The sequence below is a fragment of the Acinetobacter guillouiae genome (genome assembly GCF_002370525.2).
GTDB classification, from domain to species: Bacteria; Pseudomonadota; Gammaproteobacteria; order Pseudomonadales; family Moraxellaceae; genus Acinetobacter; species Acinetobacter guillouiae.
This window is the reverse complement of record NZ_AP014630.1, coordinates 3,019,427-3,041,883: the sequence shown is the minus strand read 5'-3', so window position 1 is coordinate 3,041,883 and position 22,457 is coordinate 3,019,427. Positions and strand designations below refer to the sequence as shown.

Here is a 22,457-nt window from a genome sequence, read left to right as displayed (position 1 = left end):
AACCACCTCCAGGTGGTTTTTTATTACCTAAGGAAAAGCCATGGCAAATAGCTATAAAGATTCAAAATGGTCTAACTTATCATCCATTACTGAAAAGCGCCTTGGATTACCTGAAGGATTGCTTAAAAATATTGTGCTTCATGGTGAAAAGTCTAATGCAGATCAAGTAAGTAGTGCAGGCGCGAAAACAGTTTTTCAGATTATCCCTGAGACACGGAACGCTATTCTGAAAAAATACAAAGTGGATGCCTATGAAAGCGATAAGAACTCAGCATTGGCAGCTGGATATTTACTTAAAGAAGCACTTGACCGAAATAATGGGAATGTAGAAGCAGCAATTGGCGAGTATCATGGTGGTACTGACCGTACAAATTGGGGACCAGTTAATAAGGCGTATCGTCAGCGCGTACTCTCGGCAATGGGTGGTCGTAATTTTCAAGATCAACCTGCTAATTCAGCACGAGATCAATACCAAAACCAATCTAAAAGCATTGTAGATGAATATCGCAAACAGCAAGCAGAGCGGCAAAAGGCAAATCAACCAAAACCAAATGCTGATGCAGATCGTTCGAAGAAAATCATTGCAGCCTACCAAAAAGCTCGCGAAGACGGAAAAATTCAAGATTCCACAACTCAACCCCAAGGTCTCCCTGATTTTGATGCGAATGGTAATTTTGTTCCTGAACAACCAGTACAACCTCAACAACCAAAACCTGAAGCATCATTAGGGCAGAAAATTTCTGGTGGGCTCGAAGCTGCTGCAACAGTAGGTAGCGGATTGATTGGTGCGCCAATTGGTCAAACTCTTGGGACTATTAAGGGCGCTGCGCAGGCTGTAATTGATGGTAATTTTGGAACGCCTCAAGGTGCACAAAATATTTTGAATACTGCTAATACTGCTGCTCATGCATTAACTTATGAACCAAGAACTGCAGCAGGTCAGGAAAATGTGCAAGGTATTGGTGAGTTTATTCAGGATGTTGGTTTGGATACTTTACCACCAGTAATGGGAGGTATTGGTGTAGCAGCTAGCACTCTAGGCGGGGCTTCTATTCCTGTTGTTTCAGGTGCTGCTAGAGATTTAGCACAGGCTACAAGTCAAGCCGTCCAAAGACCCATTCAAGCCACTACTAATGCCATTAGATCAGGTGTGGATGGTCTTAAGGATGCAGTAGGTTTGAATCGCGATACTGGCACTAACCCAGCACCAGCAAACGTTGGTGCGGCTCAAGTTGACCAAGCCACTATTCGTGATGCTTTAGCTCAAGATCTGCCTTACCCACCTCAATTAACTCAAGGTCAATTAACTCGTGATCCTGGTCAATTAAAATTTGAAACTGAAACCGCTAAGAATTCCAATCTTGGTACACCACTTCGCCAGCGTTATGAAGAGCAGCATGAGGTTATGCAGCAAAATTTAGAAGCTTTTATTGATGATACAGGTGCGCAAGCAACCAATATGCGCGAAGTCGGATTATCTGTTGATAGTGCGCTTCAAAAACAAATGAAAGCTGATAAGAATCGTGTCCGTGTTGCATATGCTAAAGCTGACAAATCAAATGAAGCTCAATTACCAGTTGATCTTACCCAGCCGGTTAGAAATGGCAATGACTCTCTAACGGTTCTTGATTATTTAAACTCTCAACCTGATCTAAAATCTACCCCTATTATTTCTGATGCAAAATCCATAGCTACTAAATTAGGAATTGCGAATAAGGATAGCAATGGAGATTTAATTCCTGCTAGCCCTACAGTTCAACAAATGGAGAAATGGAGATCAGAGATTAATCAAAACACAAATCTTGAGCCTACCAATGTACGTCAAACCGCAATACTGAAAAGTTTGATTGACCAACATGTTGAGCCTGTTGCTGGACCACTTTATCGAGCTGCTCGTGTTGAGAGAAAGCGAATGGCTGATCACTGGGAAAATCGCGCAATCATTAAGGACCTTACAACCAATAAAACTGGTAGTAGTGACAGGAAAGTTGCGCTTGAAGATGTACAGAAGCGAATTATTCATGATGGTTCACTTGATGACATGAGGTTTGCTAAACGCGCTCTTTTAACTTCCGGCGAAGAAGGTAAGCAAGCTTGGCGTGATATTCAGGGGCAAACACTTCAAGAAATTAAATTGGAAGCAACAAAAGGCGTGGCGCCTGATGCACGTGGAAATCAAATGATAAGTCCAGCAGCTTTGAATACAGCAATTAATAAACTGGATAAAAGCGGTAAATTGGATTTTATTTTTGGCAAGCAAGGCGCTGAAAAACTACGGGCAGTAAATGAAATATCTAAGACCCTGTTTACTGTTCCTGCGTCTGCAGCAATTAATCACAGCAATACTGCGGCAACACTTACAGCAGCTATGGATATTGCATTGTCAGGAATGTCAGGATTTCCAGCACCAGTGGCGTCAGCGCTTCGTTTAGCAACAAAACACATCAAGGACAACAAAGTGCGTGCAAGAGTGCAAAAAGCTCTCAATCCTCAGAGGACAACTTAATGAGCAATAGAGTCTCAACCCCTTTTCCTGTTTACAATGATACAGATGGAACCTCGCTAGATGCGGGGTTTATTTTTATCGGTGGTGTCAATTCAAATCCCATTAACAACCCAATTGCTATTTTTTACGATGCTGAATTAACCATGCCTGCTGAGAATCCAGCTCGGACAAGAAATGGATATATTGTAAAAAATGGCGCTGCAAGACAATTGTTTTGTGCTGAACCTATTATTTCAATTCTTGTGCTAAACAAAAGAAAAGAAACTGTTTGGAACTCAGCTAGTGTGAATCTAAATCCCGGCGTGACTACTGATGCTGTAATCGATACTGAAAGTGGAAAGTCACAAGCCGAAATCAATTCAAATACTTTGCGCATATCTGAAAACCTTGAAGATCTGAACAATAAAGAGCAAGCTCGATCCAATCTTGAAGTTTATTCAAAAACTGAGGTAGACGATAAAACTAAGCAAGCTACTGAGGAAATTCAAGGTACAGCCAAAGTTGCAACTGAAGATATTGCGAAAGCTTTGAGTGACGACACAACTTTCATTACCCCTAAAAAGATGAAAGCTATCCTTGATGAATATTTGTTTGGTCGAAAATGGCAGGATGTAACAGCTGAACGAAATACAGCCACCAAGTATAAAAATGATACTAAACAGTACATTGATATATCTATCATTATGTCGGGTAGCAATACTGATCCTACTAAAATTGTCTCTATTGATGTTATTCAACCAAATAGCATAACAACTGCAAGAGCAACCAATGCGCAACAGTATTCGCAAGAAAAAACGATTTCAACATCAGTACCACCAGAAGCCGAATATAGGGTAAATGGTGATAAGACTGGATTAATTTGGCTGGAACTTCGCAAACCTAATGTAATTTCAGCATAGGAATATATACATGAGTAATTTAGTATTAAGCCCACATTTACCTTTCACTGATATCGATGGAAGCCCTCTAAATGAGGGCTTTGTTTTTATTGGTGAGAAGGATAAAGACCCAGTATTATTTCCAATTAATGCGTTTTGGGATGAAGCCAAAACAAAGCTAATAACACAACCAATACGCACAAAAAACGGTTATGTGGTTAATGGTGGGGTTATTTCTAAAATTTATATTGAACAAGCAAATTGTTCAGTATTAATTAAAAATAAAAATCAATCAAAGATCTTGGCTGATAACAATTCTGTGCAATTTTCTAGCCTCTCTACGGTTCAAACGATTGTTCAAACTGAATCATCTAGAGCAACTAATGCGGAAGGAGCCTTACAAACAAATATTGATGCAGAAAAAAATCGGGCAATAGCGGCTGAACAAAATTTAGAAGTTAGAATTACTACGAGTGTAAATTCAATCAAGTACTTTGATACTGAAGCGCAACTTTTAGCATTCACGCCTACTGAAACAGATCCTCAACAAGCATATGCTTTCGATACAAAGAAAAATTATCTTTGGATTGCAGCAACTTCTTCTTGGAAAGATGAAGGGAAAAGTGTTCTTGCTTTAGCAGATGATGATGCAACAAGAAAGGTAAATGTCCTTGCCTCAGTAGAAAGCGGAGTAAAAGCATCTCAGCTACCAGATTCTGAAATTTCTATTTCCAGTAATGGTGTTGGATACGCAGTTGGTGTTGATTTAGAAAATACGGTAGTAAATTACATTGATTTTCTGCTTACTAACCTAAAAACAAGCACTGTTTTAAATTTTAAAGTATATGAGCGATCTGTTGATGGATCTGGAGTTTTACCAGGGGCTTCAACTGATGAATTGCTCTATAGTTTCTCGGAAACTGTACACAACCTAGTTGGTTATAATCTCATTGATAGTAATCTAATTAGAACAAAGATCCGATTTGAATATCCTGAACTTGTTTTTTCAGATAAGAAGCGAATTTTATTTGAAGTAACTTCTACTGATATCTTTGGTATTGCGACTAAAACAATTACACCACCAGATCCAGGCTTAACCAACTCATTGGGAGGTTTCTATAAAAATCAGACTTCTGGTTGGGGGCTTGCGCAACTCGGCGATCGTAGAATTGCTTATACATGTGGATTCGATGACAAGCATTTAACTGAATACGAAACTGTTGATTACAAAGCAACTAAGTTAAGTGAATCATTCAGCTCAGGCATTTTGTTCTACCACTCCACATCAAGAAATTGGACATGTTTTGGTAAGGGGTTTTCAACCTTTGCTAACCAGAAGTTTAATAAAATTAGCATGTGGTTTGCCAATTTATCTGATGTTGCAAAACTACGTTATCAAATCATTGCCCGACCAACCTCAATTGCTTCTGAAATCACTTGGATTGGTGCCAGTATTTATGACCGAGAGATCTATAAGTCTTATGTAGATGTAGCTGGCAAGTATGAAGCAAATGAAAATGAGCACTTAATTGATTTCGAGTTTGATGAAACATTAGTGCCTACTAGTCACTTTGTGATGATTCTTGTTATTGCGGAAAAAGCTGATGGATCAATAGCAACACTTGGCTCAGCAGCTCGAAGCGATATTTCATCGATGACGCGTGTTGATCGTGGTGTTTGGCTTATTGACAACAAAGATCCTGCATATTTATCAACTGACGTAACTTATCCATTTATTCTGTACTATGTAGATAAGCGTGGTGTTAATACTGTACTTAATGAGATGAAGCAGGAGATCAAAGACCTTGAATCATCTGTAGTCTCTGACAAAGAAGTGGGCACACCAATATTCCAGCCGATTCTCAAGAGTGAAGTAAATAATCTTAATGTCAGTCTAGATGGAACGGTGATTGTTCAGGCAAGCACTAAAACTACAATTTCAGCTTCATTTACACATGATCCTTCTACAATCGGAAGCACTATTGTAAGCAGCACATTAAACAAGTCTGATGCCAAAAACTGGATTTCAAATGTAAATCCATGGCTAGGCTATAGAAATCTAAGTAATGTTGTTGTTACCAATACAGCTAATAGCACAGTATTGACGGAAGGGGTTCACTATGAAGTAGATGCTTATGGGGGCAAATTAATAGGCCTGACTTCAACCACATATAATGTCTCTGTTTCATTCACATATGCAAAAGAGCGTTATGACATTATTCAAATCAATCCATTTACCTTAAATGTGACGATGGTGAAGGGTACAGAACGTATCTTTGATCCGGGTGAATGGATGGTTGAAGCTGCTGTACCTAATCGAGCATTATGCCGAGTTTTAGTTACTGGCACTAAAGCAGAAGTGGTTCCGCTTGATAAGTACATCTCTTGTGGTGGCAAACCTTATTTGTTAGGTAATGATTATGATGCACTTAAGCTTCACAATCAGTCATGTTTAAGACGAGTTCAAGCCAAACTAGAAAAGGGCCAGAATATCAACCTTATTGGATATGGTGATTCAATCACTGCAATGGGCGGTTTTCACACAGAAGATATTCCTAATGAAAACCATGATTACTATGGTTTTTTTGCTTCATTTCCGCAGGATTTGCGCGATAGAATTCCTACTTATCTTTATGACAGTGGAATAGGTGGTCGTATTCATGTAGGTTGGAACTGGACATTAAAGGCTTATCTTGAAAACATCTATGCCAATACTGTGAACTACTATAACTTTGCAGTTGCTGGCACAGACTCAACTGATGGAGCAAGAGACTCACGATTGCAATACCCGCTTTCTTATCATCCGGACCTAGTTGTCGTAGGTTTTGGTATGAATGACGCAGGAAGTTCAGTTCTCTATTCAAACCTTGTAAAGATTGTTAATACATTCAAAAATGCTGGTAGTGATGTTGTTTTAATGCCTGTCGTGCGAACACCAACTTTACCATATGGTATTTACCAAGGTGAAGACTGGCGCAAGATCAATCGATATGTTTATGCTGCTGCGCTTGATTCTGGTGCCGCTTATTGTCCAATTGACTGGTATGTTGACGATGCACATTATGGTGGTATTGGACTTAACTTTAAGCACTTATGTTCACAAAACCTATTCAATCATCCGGGGCCATATGAATATTCAATCTATGGCAAGATGCTAACAAGTGTCTTTGAATAAATAAAAACCTAAAACCATAACAAGCCCTGTGCTTCAATAGCTTAGGGCTTTTTTATTGCCAAAAATAGGGGGTTACATGCAAGAGCATGAAAAAACATTACTGACTTTAATTGTAATTGGAGGGCTGATCGGTATGAGTAAGCTTCTAGTTTCACCTGAAAAACTCACTTTCCGAGTAATTATTGGGCGAACCATTTTAGGATCTGCATCTTCATTGGTGGCTGGTTTGGTCTTACTTCAGATTCCCGAAATCTCACCATTAGCATTAGTTGGTATTGGGAGTGCTTTAGGTATTTTGGGTTCCACATTCATTGAAGAATATCTCAAGAAAAACGCAAGAAAGTGGGGTGCATAATGAAAATAAGTGCAAATGGAATAAATTTGATTTGTGGCTTTGAGGGTCTTGAGCTCAAAGCATATGATGATGGCGTAGGTATATGGACCATAGGTTATGGAACCACAGTAATTAATGGTGTCAAAGTTAAGAAAGGTGATACTTGTACTAATGAACAAGCTAAGTCATACATGGCACAAGATTTAAAGAAATTTGAATCTGCTGTAAATACTTCGGTTAAAGTTCCATTAAACCAAAATCAGTTCGATGCTTTGGTATCATTGACTTACAACATTGGCACTGGTGCATTTAAAGACTCAACACTACTCAAAAAGTTAAATGCTAAAGATTATAAAGGCGCTGCAGCTCAATTTGATCGATGGAACCGCGGAGGCGGTCGAGTTTTAGCTGGGCTGGTGAAACGACGTAAGGCTGAAATGGAGTTATTTTTAAAATGACACTATTCCTAATTATTTCAAAATAGCGAGAAATCTTAATCGGGCTTCTCGCTTTTTTATTGATTGTTTGTTTTGGTTTGCTCAATTGAAAAAAGTAACTTAAAAGTTTTCTATTTTTCGATTTTAATCTCTAGTTTTTAATTTCTTTTTTAAATGCTTTTGCCATTGTTGTCATAGTTTCCATAGCTTCTTTAGCAAAACTTAGGTCAGCATTTTTGAGCAGATAGGTTTCTGGCCATTTTATTTCGGAAGCCAACTGCTCTAAAAGTGTTGTAAAGTCTTGGTTTTCACTTTCTTTTGAAATAAGATAAATTAGCATATACTTATCAAATATTGATTTTATCTTAGTTAAATATGTTGATGTGTCAGAAAAACTTTTATATTGACGTAAATACCAGGCACTTAAAAACTCAATAAAAATAAAAACTAAAGATGATGAAACAATTCCATAAATATGATGTGTCTCAAATCCAACTTTATTTAAATAATATTGCCATCCTACAATTGAAATTATAAAATAAAAAATTCCTATCATTGAATAAAACTTTCCATTATCAAGTAATATCGATGCTTTTTTATCGGCATCAGATGATTTTGATTCTAAGTGATTAATTATATGTGTAAAATAATCATTGAAATTTTTGGTGGTATTTTTTTCCTTTAAATTATTAATTTTAATAAAAGGTATTATAGGAAAATCTAGTGGCTTAAATTCCAAAAATTTATTTTCACTTTTTTCATCAATTGAGGTTAAGTTTTTAGTATATTTTGTTAGAAAGATTATAATTGTATTTGCAGTTGGTAATACAATCATAACAAGACTAAAGAATGAAAATAGAAATTCTGTATAATCCAAATAAGGGAATATAATTGCTGATAGTTGAAAAGAATTAATAAAAATAAAAATGCCAACTATAATAATCACCATATTAAATGTTATTATTGTTTGAATATTATTTTTCATATAATTCCATAAGTCTAAGATTTAAAAGTAACTTATTATTAACAATTAATCACTTACAGTCAACAATCCCTCAAAACTAAAATAATTCTGCGTCAATTTCCCTCGACTCATGCTCCATTTTCTGTCTTTCAACAGACATGGCCCAATTGCCAATTTTTTACTAAATTTATCATTAACTTGTTCTAAAACGGCTTGAAGATTGTCATTCTTTTGAATGGCTTCATAATCCGCAAGTAGATCAGGCACATATCTCGATTTAGATTCAATGCAAGTCAGAATCACACCACACTTTTTGAAATCCACACCTTCTTTATAAACTCGATCCATTTGCCGAAGAATATTCTTAATTATTACAGCTGAACTATCCGTTGGTTCAGGAAAAGAAACACTCACACTCGCTTTGTAAAATGGCTTTTTAGTGTCAAAAGGGTTTGAATGAGCAAATGCAATAACACACCCGGTCAATCCATTTTGTCGTCTTAACTTTTTCACCGCAGCTTGTATATAGCAACTCATTGCTTCAGATAGGGCGTCTTTATCTGAGACACGTTGCCCGAACGATCTAGAAGATACTATCTGCTTCTTATCCGGTGCAACTTCTTCTAATTCGATACATGCTGTGCCTTGAAGCTCTAAAACAGTTCTTTTAATTACCACTGAAAACTGACTCTGAATAAACGCTGGATCTGCGATAGCTAAATCAAAAACAGTCTTGATATTTAATGAATGAAGCTTTTTACAATGCTTGCGACCAACACCCCAAATCTCACCCACATCGATTGCTTGAAATAATGCTTCTTTAGAACATGGGTCCATTTCTACTAGGTTGCAAATACCGTTGAAGTGCTTATTCTTCTTAGCAATATGATTTGCCATCTTTGCTTCTGTTTTTGACCTGCCAATACCAATACATACAGGCAAGCCAAGCCATTTAAGCAAGGCATCTTTAATCTTTCCCGTAAGTTCATTTAAATCTTGATTTGCATAGCTTGTAAGCTCAACAAACGTTTCATCGATAGAATAAACTTCAACATCTTTTTCACTGACAAATGATTTTATTGTCGCTGTGAATCTATGTGACATTTCTTCATAGACAGCATAGTTGCTGGATAGAACCACTACATTATGCTTTTCAACAATATCTTTGATTTGAAATAGGGGAACACCCATTTTTATACCAAGATCCTTGGCTTCCTGACTTCTAGCCACAGCACAGCCATCATTATTGGACAACACTATTACAGCCTTTCCATTCAACTTAGGCTGAAACAGGCGCTCACACGACACATAGCAATTATTAATGTCGATGAGCGCGATAATCCTTTCCTTCATAAACTTGATATCGTTACACAATCAAATTCATGATAATTTTCTTATAATTTAAATTCAAATTTATAAATTGTGGATAAACAATGGTGCGTCAGAATAAGACGTTTTGTTTTTCTTCGTCACGCGGAAAAGTCACAAACTCGTCACGCATTTCAAAGAAATATTCATGTGCATTTTCTTTATCAACATTCAACCAGTCTTTTCTATATTCTTCTGGAATTACAATGATCGATCTTTTCTCATCATTTGGTGCATGAAATTGCTTCATAAAAGGGTGGTTGTCTGAATTGATCGTAAGCATTGAAAATGATCTGACTTTTGAGTCTTTGATTACTGCATCATCATAAATCGCAGCGACTGTAAATGGCTGATCATCTGCTCGCTTGATTGTGTACCAATGTGGTTTACCATCAATATATTTTGGCTCATAGAACTCTTGCACTGGTACTAGACAAAATTTACTGTACTTCCATGCATGACGAAAACTCGGTTTCTCTGCGACAGTCTCAGTTCGTGCATTATAAGTATAAGAACTGAATTTGAAATCCTTTGCCCAGGCAGGCAAAAGCCCAAATTTACCAAAGTCCAAATCAAAGTTTTTCATGATAATTGGCGCATGATAACCGGGATAAACGTGTGGCTTTAACTCTAGATCTAACTGATCAACTTCGACATCAAGCAAAGCAAGGGCGCTTCGGGTTGGAATTTCGTAGTTTGAGCACATTTCTTATTCTCGACATGAAAAACTGAATGCTGTGTATAAATACCATAGCCTTTATATTTGTAGAAAGGTGCACCAATTTGTAGCGTTTGCTTAATGTAGAAGTAGAGCCAGTCTTTCATTTTAAATCTTTCCAACTATCTACAATATTCGCCCAATCTTGAATCATTTTTCTTCTTTCATCTAAGTTTTGAGCATGATTATAAGTACCACGTACAATGTTTTTATCGACATGAGCAAGTTGCATTTCAATCCATTCTGAACTGTAATTTTTTTCATGCAAAATAGTGGATGCTGTGGCGCGGAAGTCGTGAGCTGTGCAATTCAAGCCCATTGTTTTTAAGGCCTGATTAATTGTACTTTTGTTCATTACTTTAGACTTATTAAAAACCGAACAAAACACATATTCATCATTAGATTGAATTTTTTGGTTTTTAAGGATTTCAACCATCTGTCTACTTAAGGGAACCAAGTGCTGACGGTTCATCTTAATATTTCGCTCACCTGCAAGAAGTTGATCTCTAGATGCTGGTGGGATAACTATTAATTCTTTTTCAAAATCTACCCATTCCCATTTTAAGCGACAGATTTCAATGGATCTCAACATTGAGTACATAAGTAATCGAATTGAGTTTTTAACCATCTCTGTGCTTTTAGATTTAGAGAGTGCGGCATTAAACTTTGCACGATCCTCTATAGATAAAGGTTGTGCTGTTTGTTTTGGTGGTTTTTCGACAGTTTGCCCTAGAGAAATTGCAGGATTTTCTTCACATCTTAAATTAGCTATAGCGTAATTAAATATAGAGTTCACATACTGTCTATTTCTAATTGCAGTTGTTTCACCCGTGCCATGATTCATCTGTTTGCTTATACGCGCGATAGTGTCCTTTTGCATTTTCAGGACATCATAAGGCGAAATAGATCGAATGCTTTTATGTCCAAAAGCAGGGAATAGGTCCCTTTCAAAAGCTTTTTCTACATCGCGTCTAAATGACTCTGATCGTTTACTTTCTTTAGTGCTATACCACTCTAATGCAATTTCTTTAAAGGTTGATTCAGCAGCAAGTTTGGCTCTTTCTTTTTCTTCTAGTTTATATTTTGAAGGATCAATATTTTTATCAAGCAAAGCTTTTTGTTCATTTACTTTTTGTCTAGCTTGAGCAAGAGTTACAACAGGGTATTCCCCTAAACTCAACATTGAAGCCTTGCCAAGAAATCGAAATCTATAACGCCACAATTTAGAGCCATTAGTACGCACTTCCAAGCACAAACCTGAGTGGTCTGCGACTCTATACATTTTATCTTTGGCTTTTAATTGCTTGATTTTAGTATCACTTAACATGCTTGTGAGTAACTTTATTAAAATAGCTGTTACTCACTATCTTACTCACAAACCCTATTAATGTCACTTAGACCTATTTAATGCTATTTTATAAGATGGTGTTCTTTAAGATTTTGATTAAATTGTCGTTTTTATTCTATTTAATAGTATTTTATGAAATTGCTTCTTTTCGATCATTAGAAGCATATTGATATTAACCTATAGAAATTTATCAATTTATTTTGTTTGGTGGTTTTGGATACCCCTTAGGTTACCCATTTTGAAAAAAGTACCTAGTTACAGCACAAAATAAAAAAAGCCTGCTAGGTGCAGGCTATGATATCAGATTCTTGTTTAAATTCTTCCACTTTTTGCTTTACATAGGACTCATACTAGAATACATCTTTTTCAGAAATTCGATTCGGTTGTTTGATATTTCCTTTTTTAATTTCAGAGTAAAATTTTTTCTGACCATATCCGCCCAGTCTTCAATATATTGACCATACATTTTTTCAAGTGATTTGTAGTTAGTTCAGTTAAAAATCATTGGCTTTTGCATTGCTTAGACAAGCTACAGCATATAGGGTGTGCTTAATTGCTGCAGATCAAATGGGGGCAGATTAACTCTAATATTAATAAGCAACGGCAGTTGACTTTAGGTGTTGAATCTTACAAATGGCAAACTGCGAAGGATGATTAAACTAAGCAAGTCTTGATTTAATATCAAAGTTTGCTTTATAAACAGATTTACATATTTTGGGTTAGGGAGGCTATTTATTGGATGAAATATATATTTTTCTTAGCAATAATAGTGTCACTACTCATAATTATCTATAAACCTAGTATTTCCTCAGAAAATAAAGAGAGTAAAGAATATCATAGGCTAGGGACAGTACTAACGGAATGTCAGGGCATAGACCCACCCAAAGAGCTGGATAAGAGAAAGTATTACGATTATTGTAAATGCGTTAAGAATCCTGTTGATGCACGTAACAAGGAGGAAAAAGAGAAGAGTTGTATTGAAGATTTAAGAGGCCCGAATTAATTGTTTTTTTGTTTTATTTTCTGATTTTTTATAATACTCGGATCATAAGAATGATGAGCGTAGAGTAAAAAGCATCCTCATTACAAGATTATAAAGCTACAGGATATGAGGGGTGTTAGATCCAAATTTTTCATCAGAATCAAATTATATTAATTTTGACTTGAACAATAATTTTACTCATTTTATTAAATTCAAACCTCCTCTGGGAGGTTTTTTGATTGAGTGTTATTTATGGAAATAGTGAAAAACTATCTAAAACTTTTTTGATACTCTAACATCTGCAATTCTATCTTTGCAGCATCTTTTTTTATCTGTTCATTTAGTTCTTGATATTGCTCAAGCACCACTTGTTTTTCTTGATTTGGATGTTGCTGTGTATCTTCATATTTTGGATTAAACATTAGATCTTTAGTGAGATCAAGATATTGTAATTGTAGTTGAATGAGGTCATGCATTTCAGAAGTACGTGACTTTAGTTGTTGATAGCTGATTTTGTATTGCTGAAAATACTGCTTAAAATTTTGCTTAATTTGTTCAGAATAAGCTTCAACACTCTGATCATTTGGATCAATATTAGGATTTTTTTGTTGATTTAAGTATGCATCCATTTGGTATTCAATTAATTTATAATCAACCCAATCATCAATTAAATCCTGTTTTTCGGATTTCGATATTTTAGCTGTGCTTTCATTCTGAGCAAAACTTGACTCAAGTGAAAGACTAAAACAGGATAGGAGAATACTCAGAGTTAGTAATATTTTTTTCATAAAATAAGGTCTGCTAACATTTGCTGTAAAAATGGTGTTTATATTTAATAATTCCAAGAATAATTATAACAAGCTCAGAGCAATGTATCCTCCAAGTTAGTCTAAAATTGTCCAACTTTCGGGGTGCAGTTCATCTGGTGGGTTTTTGGACTCAATTTATGAGTAATGAAAAATTTACACATCTCTGTGATCTAGATAGAAATTCAGGCAAGCAAAACTTAAATATTTTGACTTCGAAATATGGCTATGGCTACGAGCAAAACAACTTAGTAAGGATCAACAATAGCAAGGAGATAGTGGTCATATCAGAGAACGTCAAGCAAAGATGAGATTATTTAAAACAAAGTCGTTTTTGATTAACATAAAGGTGCTGTTCGTTTCTTTGTAATTCTTCATTGGATGGAGAGGTGAGCGTTAGAGCAGATATAAGCTAGTACACTCTATTTTTATTTGAAGTCAACAACGTCATACCCCTATCACAGTTATTCCATCTACTTTATTTTCTAAAATATTTTTTAAAAAATTAACAATTTGATCCATCATTTCAATAGCATCATTTTTATATGATTCAAAGTTTTCAATAAAATTTAACTTACTTTCATTAAAAATGAATTGGATATCATCATTTTCATTTATTACTATTTTAGAATCCAAATACATTCTATAAGCTTCTAATCTCCCAATTATCACTTCAACTTTTTTTGAATCAAGATAAACATCTCTCCAATGCGCCCATTTATCTTCACCTTCAAAAAAAAACCTCTCGATTAAAGAAAAAGCAGTTTCGCCAATAACAATAGAATTTAAATAATTCCTATTATTTTCGATGCTTGAGGGAATAATTTGCATACAAAGCCCTGCACACAAACCATCACTTTTTATAACCTTAAAGTTAATTTTTCTAATCTCATTAGTCATTATTCGTAATATCCTCTTTCCCAAATGGAACAATTCTATTTTCAGGTACGATATCTATATATTGATTTCCTTTATACCATCTTACCATCCCCCCTCTACAGTTCCTAAAACTAGGTTGTCATTCTCAGTTCGTCTTAAATTTTTGTACCACAGTGAAATACTCGAAAACTGAATCACTAATTTATTTTTAAAACATTTTATATTACTTATTTAATAAGCAGGGTAAACCAATACACACTAAAAACATCTATTGGATGCATAGGAATATAAGATTAATTGATCAAATGAAAACAAATTTATTCATGTTATCGATATTAATATACAAATGTTATTAATATTTTTTAATAAAACATTTAGTTTTATTAAAATTGATTGGCATTATTACTAAGCTGAAGCATCATTAGTTTAGCTTAATTTTAAATTAAGTTATTGAAATTTAATAATATACTTTATTTTGTGTTATCTGGGTTAAATTTTACTTGAGTTTTTTTAATAACTATTCTTGTATTTTATACGCTTAATAGTATATTAAATTTGTACAAAATTTTTACAGCAAATATAGTGTTTTGTATTTTGTTTTTAAATAAAAATGATAAACTGTTCACACTCTATATGGGGCCATGGGGGCTAAATGAAAGAAGAAGTAAAAATCGCTATATTCGGTTTGAGTTTAAATGTGCTCGATGCAATTAAGCAAAAAATACGATCTATGTATGATGACTCACTTCAAGTAAGCTGGGCGAATATTGCTGACCCTCATTTAGATATTCTTCTTGTGAATGATATGTTTTTTAGTTCACCTACAATTCAAAATTTGGTCGGTGTCAAAAAAGTCCCTTATTTACGTCTGGTCAATAAGAATGAAAAATCAGGGCAAATAGAAGGAGATAAATTATATTTACCTTTTTCACCCTCAGATGAAATTCGAAAATGGTTTAAAGATCGCTATCTACATGTACCTGTCAGTGATAAAACCGTCAATATTGTCAATCAGATTTCTAAAAAAGCCGATTTAACTAAGGTGGTTCCTGAGCTTTTTAATGAGCGAAATGGCAATGTTCAAGTATTCGACTCAAAAGGCAACATTGCATTAGTCAATATACGTACACAGCAAGTTTGGATAGACCCGCTGCGAAAAGTACAAGGGACGGATGTTTCTTTAAATTTTACTTATGCAACTATGCAAATGGCACAGTCTGTGAGTACTTTTCAAGGTATAGAACTTAGATCTTGGGTGTGGAATTTATTGTGGTATTCAGATGATGTCAATATTCCAATCAGTTCTAACGATTGTTATAAACTGCTAGATTGGCCGCAACCGAATCATCAAAATGAACGGCAAATGGTTTTTAAAATCGCCGCGTGTTTTGAATTGGGAGCAAGTGTTTCCCAAGTAGCTCAGAAAACAGGCTATAGCAAAGAACAAGTCGCTAAATTTGTTTCAATTGGTGTGTTGACCAATGCGCTGAAAAAAATAGCGGTTGAAGATGCAAAACTGCTTACTGAGGAAAAACAATCTTCAGGCATTTTACGTGGTTTTTTTGGTAAGTTAAGGAAAAAATTAGGGCTTTAAGTGTGTAAAAACATGCAAATCTAATAAGGCTTGTAAAAATTAACCCTTAAATCAAGTTTGTTTAAACTGACACGATAAATAAATGCATAATCAGTTTATATGATGCAGTGATAAGTTTAAAAATAGGTGATGATGTGATCTTACAAAAGTATAAAATTGTTTTTGGCGGTAAAATGGGCGCTGGTAAAACAGAAGCAATCAAATCATTATCTGAAATTTCAGTCTTATCTACAGAAGCACAAAATACAGATGAGCAAGCACACAGCAAGGCATTGACCACTGTCGGGATTGACTATGGTGAAATTAAATTAGATGAAGGTGTTATTGTTGGATTATATGGAACACCAGGGCAGGATCGCTTTGATTTTGTTTGGTCAGTGATATGTAAAGGTGCAATCGGCGCGGTGGTGTTGATTGATCATACGCAAAAAGATGCACTTGAAGATTTAAAATTTTATTTTCAAAGTTTTAAAGAACATCTCAATAATATTGTGGTTGGTGTGACCCATATAGATGAAAATCCGCAGCATCTATTAAAACCGTATAAAGATTGGATGCAGTTAAATCAATTGACCATGCCAATTTTTGCAGTAGACGCCAGAAAAAAAGATGATGTATTGGTCATGGTTGAAGCGCTTATTGCAAGAGCAGAAGTTGAATTTGGCTAATTGTCGATATAGTAGATCGTAGATTATAAAATTACGTTATTTTATTAAGGGCTGTATAGAACAATGTTAAAGGCGTATACAGACTGAATACGCCTTATTTTAATGCTTTTGAAATAAAAAATTGCCATCATCTTAAAAAATAGTCGATAAAAAGTGTTGTTCGCGTAATATAAGCACCAAGATAAAACATTTTATTCAGTTTGCACAAAAATAGTGCGTTAAAATTGTGCGTAATAATTTTAAAATGAGAAGTGTGTTTGAATATGGTGCAATTCTATTTGCACTCAGTATAATAGATGGAATTTAATCGTTGCTAAGCTTATTTTCTGATAAGAAATTCAATATTTTAGCAATTATTTTAAAAGTTGGTATGCTACTTGCTATATAAATACCAACTACTAACACGCACTTCACAAGTGCAACAAAAATTCATTGGAGCAAAATGAGCATGGCGAACAAGGTCCTTCAACTCATACAAGAAAGTGGCGCAAAATGGGTCGATTTTCGCTTTACTGATACTAAGGGTAAAGAGCAGCACGTAAGCTACCCATCAGATACTATCGATGAAGATACTTTTGAAGATGGTAAAATGTTTGATGGTTCTTCAATTGCTGGTTGGAAAGGCATTGAAGCATCTGACATGATTTTACGTCCAGATCCTGAAACTGCTTTCCTTGACCCGTTTTTTGCTGAAGCAACCATCGTCGTTACTTGTGATGTTATTGAACCATCTACTGGTCAAGGTTATGACCGTGATCCACGTTCGATTGCTCGTCGTGCGGAAGAATACCTAAAATCAACAGGTATTGGTGATACTGCATTCTTTGGTCCAGAACCAGAATTCTTTGTTTTTGACGAAGTTAAATGGGACATCGATATGTCTGGCGCTCGCCATACATTAATCGCTGAAGAAGCTGCTTGGTCTACAGGTAAAGACTATGAAGCAGGTAACTCTGGTCACCGTCCTCGTGTTAAAGGTGGTTATTTCCCAGTTCCTCCAGTAGATTCTTCACAAGATATGCGTGCTGAAATGTGTGCACGTATCGAAGACATCATGGGCCCTGGTCGTGTAGAAGTGCACCATCACGAAGTTGCATCTTGCCAATTAGAAATTGGTGTAAGCTTCAATACGATGGTTCGTAAAGCTGACGAAGTTCAACAGTTCAAATATGCTGTATGGAACGTTGCGCATCAGTATGCGAAAACAGCAACGTTTATGCCTAAGCCTATGGTTGGTGATAACGGTTCAGGTATGCACGTTCATATGTCTATCTCTAAAGATGGCAAGAACTTGTTTGCTGGTGATGAATACGCTGGTCTTTCAGAAATGGCGCTTTATTTCATCGGTGGTATTATCAAGCATGCGCGTGCATTGAATGCGATCACAAACCCTTCTACTAACTCGTATAAGCGTTTGGTTCCTCACTTCGAAGCGCCAATTATGCTTGCTTATTCTGCACGTAACCGTTCTGCTTCGATTCGTATTCCATACGTTTCTAGCCCTAAAGGCAAACGTATTGAAGCGCGTTTCCCAGATCCAATGATGAACCCATACTTAGGTTTTGCGGCATTATTGATGGCTGGTCTTGATGGTATTCAAAACAAGATCCACCCAGGTGAAGCAGCTGATAAAAACTTATATGATCTTCCTCCTGAGGAAGAAGCTAAAATCCCAACAGTTGCGCATAGCCTAGATATGGCGCTTGAAGCACTTGAAGCGGATCATGAGTTCCTTCTTAAAGGTGGTGTATTCACAAAAGAAATGTTGGATGCATACATCGAGCTTAAAACTGAAGATGTACGTCGTTTAAATACAACGACTCACCCAGTTGAATTTGATATGTATTATAGCTTGTAATTCGTTTTCGAATTTAAGTGATGAAAAACCTGCCTTGTGCAGGTTTTTTTATGCATGAAAATTAGAAATTCAGCATTTTAATTTTAAAATTATGAGAGGGGAGAATTGTCAGTAATGGTGTGTTTGGATTTTGACGATGTTGAGTTTGAAGATGCTGAGTTTAATGATAAAAAGCCAGTTAAATAACTGGCAATGAATGAAATTTAAAAATATGCTTAGTGTGAACCCGTGATATTCTGTTGATATTTCACCATATATTGTTCACGAATTTCATTACGCTCATCAGATGTTGACGCTTTTTGCATTTTTTTACGCATTTCGTTGCGTTCAGCGGTGCTCATTTGCTGCCAGACTTCACGCATTTTTTGCTTTTCTTGTTCAGGAAGCTGAGTAAACCAATCCATGCGTTGTTGCAGTGCTGCACTTTGATCAGTCGGAATTTCTTTTAAATTTTGATAGCGCTTAATCAGTGCCTTTTGCTCATCCTCAGAAAGGGCATCCCATGTTTCATTGACTTGACTGTTCGCATCTTTAGAAAAAATCCAAAAACGTTCAAATCCAGCAAAACTTGTTTGTAGAAAACCAATAGCACAAAATGCCAAAGCTAATTTTCTAGCTGCCATGAGAATTTTTATCCTCACCAAATACCGATAACATGTCTAAATCTTCCATCATTTGAGGTGAAAGTTTAGGGCTAATCACCACTTGTTGTGGAACTTGCGATTCTGGAGATATATCAAAAGCATTGGGAATCACAACAAAACCAGTAATTGCCGCTGCAAGTGCAAAACCAGTCATTTTCCAGTGACCAAAACGTGAGGTTTGTTTATCTTGGATATGGTCAAGCACATTGTTCATCACCACTGCTTTATTGCGGTGATGACGTGCAGCTTCATCCAGTTTTGCCGTCACTTGTTTGGTGAAATCATCATTATTCATGTGATGAACCTCCATACGGATTTAAATGTGAGAGCGAAGTTCTTAGTCCTTGAATAGCTCTGTGATAATGAGTTTTTACACTACCTTCTGTACAGTTCATAATAGATGCAGTGGTTTGTGTATCAAATCCTTCCCAAGCACGTAACATAAATGCTTGTTGCTGGCGTACAGGGAGGCGGCTAATGGCTTCTTGAATTTCCTCAACGGTGACATCTTGATCTAGAAATTGAAGTGGATTAGGTGTGGATTCATCCACAATTTCCATGGCCTCTTCATCATCAGAATCTAAATCAATTTTTCGAAATAACGAAAATGGAGAAGCGCGTCGTGCTTCTTTGCGTCGCCAATCTTGTAATTTATTATTTAAAATTGTATAGAACAGTGGATACCATTCTTCGGTAGATTTCTCAGCATAAGATTTATGTAAGGAAATAAATGCTTCCTGTACCAAATCCATCGCAATCCCATTGTGACCTTGGGTTGCATTTTCCATCATCACTAGGGCACGACCCGTCACGTCCTGCATGAAAAAACGCAGGCGCTGCTCGCTCGTACTCGTTTGAGCACTTGCTGTTTCAGACTGTGACTTCTTTGGTGCTAAGTCCATAGAGATGGAAAATCCCGTCATGGGTACCCACCATTATTTTAAATTCATATCTCTATAACGTTAAAAAAATGGTTTGGGTTGACATGTAAATCAATTATTTTTTTCAGTTTAAATGATTTTTTCCAATAACGGGCAATATTTAAAATAAATTAACCTTATAGTCGTTGTCTAACCATTTCAAAGAAACAAATCGAGCCAGCAACTGCAACATTGAGTGATTCTTGACCACCGGGTTGCGGAATAGATACCGCTTCTGCGCGTTTAAGGGCGAAATCTGAAACACCTTGACCTTCGTTACCTAAAATCCAAACACATTGTTTGCGCAGGTTTTTAGTATAAAGACTTTCGGCCTGATGCGAACTGGTCACATACACAGGAATTTTAAATTGCTTGAGCAGATCTTCAAGGATCACGTTTTCATATGTGTGTAATGAAAAATGCGCACCCATACCGGCACGTAATACTCGTGGTGACCATAACGATGCAGAACCTTTGGTACAGACAATTTGTTCAATACCCGCAGCAGCCGCTGATCTGAGTAATGTACCTACATTGCCTGGATCTTGGACATTTTCAAGAATTAGCGTGTCTTCAGTAAAATTCAGTGCCTGAGTTGAACTTGGTAAATCCACAATGGCTAGACATGCAAGGCTGGTTCCAAGGGTACTTAAATCTTTGTATAAAGATTCACCCACCACAAACACGATACCTTGATATTGGTCAAGAATACTGCCTAAATCTTCATGATCTAAGGCATGTTCAGTGGTGAAAATTGAATTAATTTTTCGACCTTTTTCTAACCATGCAAGTGTAAGATGGGTTCCCTCAAGTACAGTTTGTCCTTGTTTTTTACGGTAAGTGTTTTGTTCAATTAAACCTCTGAGATGTTTAATTTTGGGATTGTCTTTTGACTCAAGGAAAATTGTAGGCATGGGAGAGTACGTCCAAAAAATTAAGTAGGGTCTGTGATCATTCTATAAAGAAATTGCAACAGACCCTAGCTGGCGTTACTCCCTAAATAGAGAGTAAGAAAAGAGAAGAATTAGTTGTGGTAGCTGGTAACAAGCTCAACTTCATTCTTAGAACCAATGATAACAGGAACACGTTGATGTAACTCAGTCGGTTGAATCTCTAAAATACGTGTACGACCTGTAGTCGATGCGCCGCCAGCTTGTTCCATTAACATACTCATTGGGTTGGCTTCATACATTAAACGTAGACGACCTGCTTTTTTAGGATCTTTAGTATCGTATGGATATAAAAAAATACCGCTACGACATAAAATACGATGAATATCACCCACCATACACGCGACCCAACGCATATTGAAATCTTTTTCACGTATAGATGTTTTACCCGCTTGTAGTTCATCGATATAACGTTTTACAGGCGCTTCCCAATGACGTTGGTTTGATGAGTTAATCGCAAACTCTTTGGTATCCGCAGCAACTTGAATATTTTCAGAAGTGAGCAAGAATTGCTTTTCTTCAGGGTCGTAAGTGAAGAATACAACACCTGCACCAACGGTCAAAGCCATCATTGTCGATGGGCCATAAAGTACATAACCTGCTGAAACTTGTTGAATCCCTGCTTGCATGAAGTCTTCAGCTTGCGTTACAGCATTTTGCGCAGGAAGGATAGAGAAAATTGTTCCTACACACATGTTAATGTCAATATTGCTTGAACCATCTAATGGATCAAATAAAACCAAATATTTACCATTGTCTTGAGCTGGGGTAAATTCATCTAATTCTTCAGATGCGAGTCCGCCTACATTTGGATTGGCTTTTAAAGCATCAATCAAATAATCATTTGAAATCACATCAAGTTTTTTTTGCTCTTCACCTTGTACATTTTCATGTTGTGCACTCCCCAAGACACCAGCTAAAGCACCTTTCTGTAAAGCCTGATCAATGGTTTTGCAGGTATTTGCAATTGTTTCAATTACATTGGCAAGTTCAGGTGTTAAGTTCCCTTGTTGTTGTTCTAAATATTGGGATAGGGTGCGATATGACATATCAGAGGTGCTCCAAAAGCGATAAATTTTTACAAACCAAATAATGGAGGCTATTTTAGATGAGTTCAGCACAAAATAGAAATTATCCTGTGTTATTTGTCGTGAAATTACCCTTGAAAGTATTTTAGAAAGTGTTATGTTGAATATACGTACAATAGCGTAAAGGAGCACTGACATGACAACGACAAAGTTTGAAGCGACTCCGACTCCAAATGAAAGCATTGATTTAAAAGATATTAGTGCTGAAAAAGTGAAAGAAGCATGGAAGAATTACGAAGCTAAGCCTGAATTCAAGGAATTCAATAAGCATGACATGATTGAATCTATGCAAAGCCCCAAGCCAGATGAGTCAAAGGCTTAATCAATAAAAAGCGTTCAT

Annotated in this window: 20 protein-coding genes and 1 pseudogene; 10 read left to right on the top strand and 11 right to left on the bottom strand. The window is 36.2% G+C overall.

Annotated elements, in window-relative coordinates; genetic code table 11:
* Nucleotides 1-40 precede the first annotated feature (40 nt).
* The 5 genes from AS4_RS14225 (at nucleotide 41) to AS4_RS14205 (ending at nucleotide 7,351) form a co-directional block, all read left to right on the top strand.
* On the top strand, nucleotides 41-2,506 hold the full coding sequence (locus AS4_RS14225; RefSeq protein ID WP_096734565.1) for a transglycosylase SLT domain-containing protein: 2,466 nt from the start codon (nucleotides 41-43) through the stop codon (nucleotides 2,504-2,506).
* Entirely contained in the window at nucleotides 2,506-3,405 is a 900-nt protein-coding gene (locus AS4_RS14220; RefSeq protein ID WP_096734564.1) for a hypothetical protein, read from the top strand. The genes AS4_RS14225 and AS4_RS14220 overlap by 1 nt, the downstream gene beginning before the upstream one ends.
* Before the next feature lie 10 nt (nucleotides 3,406-3,415).
* Entirely contained in the window at nucleotides 3,416-6,559 is a 3,144-nt protein-coding gene (locus AS4_RS14215; RefSeq protein WP_096734563.1) for an SGNH/GDSL hydrolase family protein, read from the top strand.
* A gap of 76 nt (nucleotides 6,560-6,635) precedes the next feature.
* On the top strand, nucleotides 6,636-6,914 hold the full coding sequence (locus AS4_RS14210; protein WP_096734562.1) for a phage holin family protein: 279 nt from the start codon (nucleotides 6,636-6,638) through the stop codon (nucleotides 6,912-6,914).
* Nucleotides 6,914-7,351 carry a lysozyme gene (locus tag AS4_RS14205; protein ID WP_096734561.1) on the top strand — a complete coding sequence of 146 codons (438 nt, stop codon included), beginning with the start codon at nucleotides 6,914-6,916 and terminating at the stop codon, nucleotides 7,349-7,351. The genes AS4_RS14210 and AS4_RS14205 overlap by 1 nt, the downstream gene beginning before the upstream one ends.
* A gap of 130 nt (nucleotides 7,352-7,481) precedes the next feature.
* Here the strand turns inward: AS4_RS14205 and AS4_RS14200 are convergent, their stop codons facing one another.
* The 4 genes from AS4_RS14200 to AS4_RS14180 form a co-directional block, all read right to left on the bottom strand.
* Nucleotides 7,482-8,315, bottom strand: a complete 834-nt coding sequence (locus AS4_RS14200) for a hypothetical protein (RefSeq protein ID WP_096734560.1) — start codon at nucleotides 8,313-8,315, stop codon at nucleotides 7,482-7,484.
* Between the two features lie 45 nt (nucleotides 8,316-8,360).
* Entirely contained in the window at nucleotides 8,361-9,647 is a 1,287-nt protein-coding gene (locus AS4_RS14195; RefSeq protein ID WP_096734559.1) for a Y-family DNA polymerase, read from the bottom strand.
* A gap of 88 nt (nucleotides 9,648-9,735) precedes the next feature.
* On the bottom strand, nucleotides 9,736-10,368 hold the full coding sequence (locus AS4_RS14190; RefSeq protein WP_096734558.1) for an SOS response-associated peptidase: 633 nt from the start codon (nucleotides 10,366-10,368) through the stop codon (nucleotides 9,736-9,738).
* 115 nt (nucleotides 10,369-10,483) lie between these two features.
* Entirely contained in the window at nucleotides 10,484-11,707 is a 1,224-nt protein-coding gene (locus tag AS4_RS14180) for a tyrosine-type recombinase/integrase (protein ID WP_096734557.1), read from the bottom strand.
* A 549-nt stretch (nucleotides 11,708-12,256) separates the two neighbouring features.
* Between AS4_RS14180 and AS4_RS22210 the strand changes: the two are divergent.
* A pseudogene (locus tag AS4_RS22210) lies at nucleotides 12,257-12,383 on the top strand (phage minor head protein); the annotation flags it as partial.
* Between the two features lie 596 nt (nucleotides 12,384-12,979).
* Here AS4_RS22210 and AS4_RS14165 read toward each other — a convergent pair.
* Together AS4_RS14165 and AS4_RS14160 are read right to left on the bottom strand one after the other, a co-directional pair.
* Complete coding sequence (locus AS4_RS14165) at nucleotides 12,980-13,498, bottom strand: hypothetical protein (RefSeq protein ID WP_096734555.1); 519 nt, start codon at nucleotides 13,496-13,498, stop codon at nucleotides 12,980-12,982.
* Nucleotides 13,499-13,963: 465 nt separating this feature from the next.
* Nucleotides 13,964-14,416, bottom strand: coding sequence for a hypothetical protein (locus AS4_RS14160; protein WP_096734554.1), 453 nt, complete (start codon nucleotides 14,414-14,416; stop codon nucleotides 13,964-13,966).
* A 631-nt stretch (nucleotides 14,417-15,047) separates the two neighbouring features.
* Here AS4_RS14160 and AS4_RS14155 point away from each other — a divergent pair.
* The 3 genes from AS4_RS14155 to glnA all read left to right on the top strand — a co-directional run bounded on the left by AS4_RS14155 (nucleotide 15,048) and on the right by glnA (nucleotide 18,515).
* Nucleotides 15,048-15,989: a hypothetical protein gene (locus tag AS4_RS14155; protein WP_096734553.1), complete on the top strand. Its 942-nt coding sequence runs from the start codon at nucleotides 15,048-15,050 to the stop codon at nucleotides 15,987-15,989.
* Between the two features lie 134 nt (nucleotides 15,990-16,123).
* Entirely contained in the window at nucleotides 16,124-16,657 is a 534-nt protein-coding gene (locus tag AS4_RS14150; protein ID WP_096735536.1) for a GTP-binding protein, read from the top strand.
* Nucleotides 16,658-17,099: 442 nt separating this feature from the next.
* Nucleotides 17,100-18,515 carry a type I glutamate--ammonia ligase gene (gene glnA / locus AS4_RS14145; RefSeq protein ID WP_016539490.1) on the top strand — a complete coding sequence of 472 codons (1,416 nt, stop codon included), beginning with the start codon at nucleotides 17,100-17,102 and terminating at the stop codon, nucleotides 18,513-18,515.
* A 215-nt stretch (nucleotides 18,516-18,730) separates the two neighbouring features.
* Here the strand turns inward: glnA and AS4_RS14140 are convergent, their stop codons facing one another.
* From AS4_RS14140 to AS4_RS14115, 5 genes are all read right to left on the bottom strand, one after another.
* Nucleotides 18,731-19,138, bottom strand: a complete 408-nt coding sequence (locus AS4_RS14140) for a DUF3106 domain-containing protein (RefSeq protein WP_004724554.1) — start codon at nucleotides 19,136-19,138, stop codon at nucleotides 18,731-18,733.
* The gene (locus AS4_RS14135) at nucleotides 19,128-19,454 is read right to left on the bottom strand and encodes a hypothetical protein (RefSeq protein ID WP_004822689.1); all 327 of its coding nucleotides are present in this window, start codon (nucleotides 19,452-19,454) and stop codon (nucleotides 19,128-19,130) included. The genes AS4_RS14140 and AS4_RS14135 overlap by 11 nt, the downstream gene beginning before the upstream one ends.
* Nucleotides 19,447-20,061: an RNA polymerase sigma factor gene (locus tag AS4_RS14130; protein ID WP_016539489.1), complete on the bottom strand. Its 615-nt coding sequence runs from the start codon at nucleotides 20,059-20,061 to the stop codon at nucleotides 19,447-19,449. Before AS4_RS14130 ends, AS4_RS14135 begins: the two co-directional genes overlap by 8 nt.
* 155 nt (nucleotides 20,062-20,216) lie before the next feature.
* Nucleotides 20,217-20,993 (bottom strand): TrmH family RNA methyltransferase, encoded by a 777-nt coding sequence (locus AS4_RS14120; protein WP_004724547.1) that lies wholly within the window; start codon nucleotides 20,991-20,993, stop codon nucleotides 20,217-20,219.
* Between the two features lie 110 nt (nucleotides 20,994-21,103).
* Entirely contained in the window at nucleotides 21,104-22,078 is a 975-nt protein-coding gene (locus AS4_RS14115; RefSeq protein WP_096734552.1) for a class 1 fructose-bisphosphatase, read from the bottom strand.
* A 175-nt stretch (nucleotides 22,079-22,253) separates the two neighbouring features.
* Here AS4_RS14115 and AS4_RS14110 point away from each other — a divergent pair, with 175 nt between their 5' ends.
* A complete protein-coding gene (locus AS4_RS14110) occupies nucleotides 22,254-22,439 on the top strand; it encodes an NF038105 family protein (protein ID WP_004724542.1) in 186 nt (61 codons plus the stop codon).
* Nucleotides 22,440-22,457: the final 18 nt, after the last annotated feature.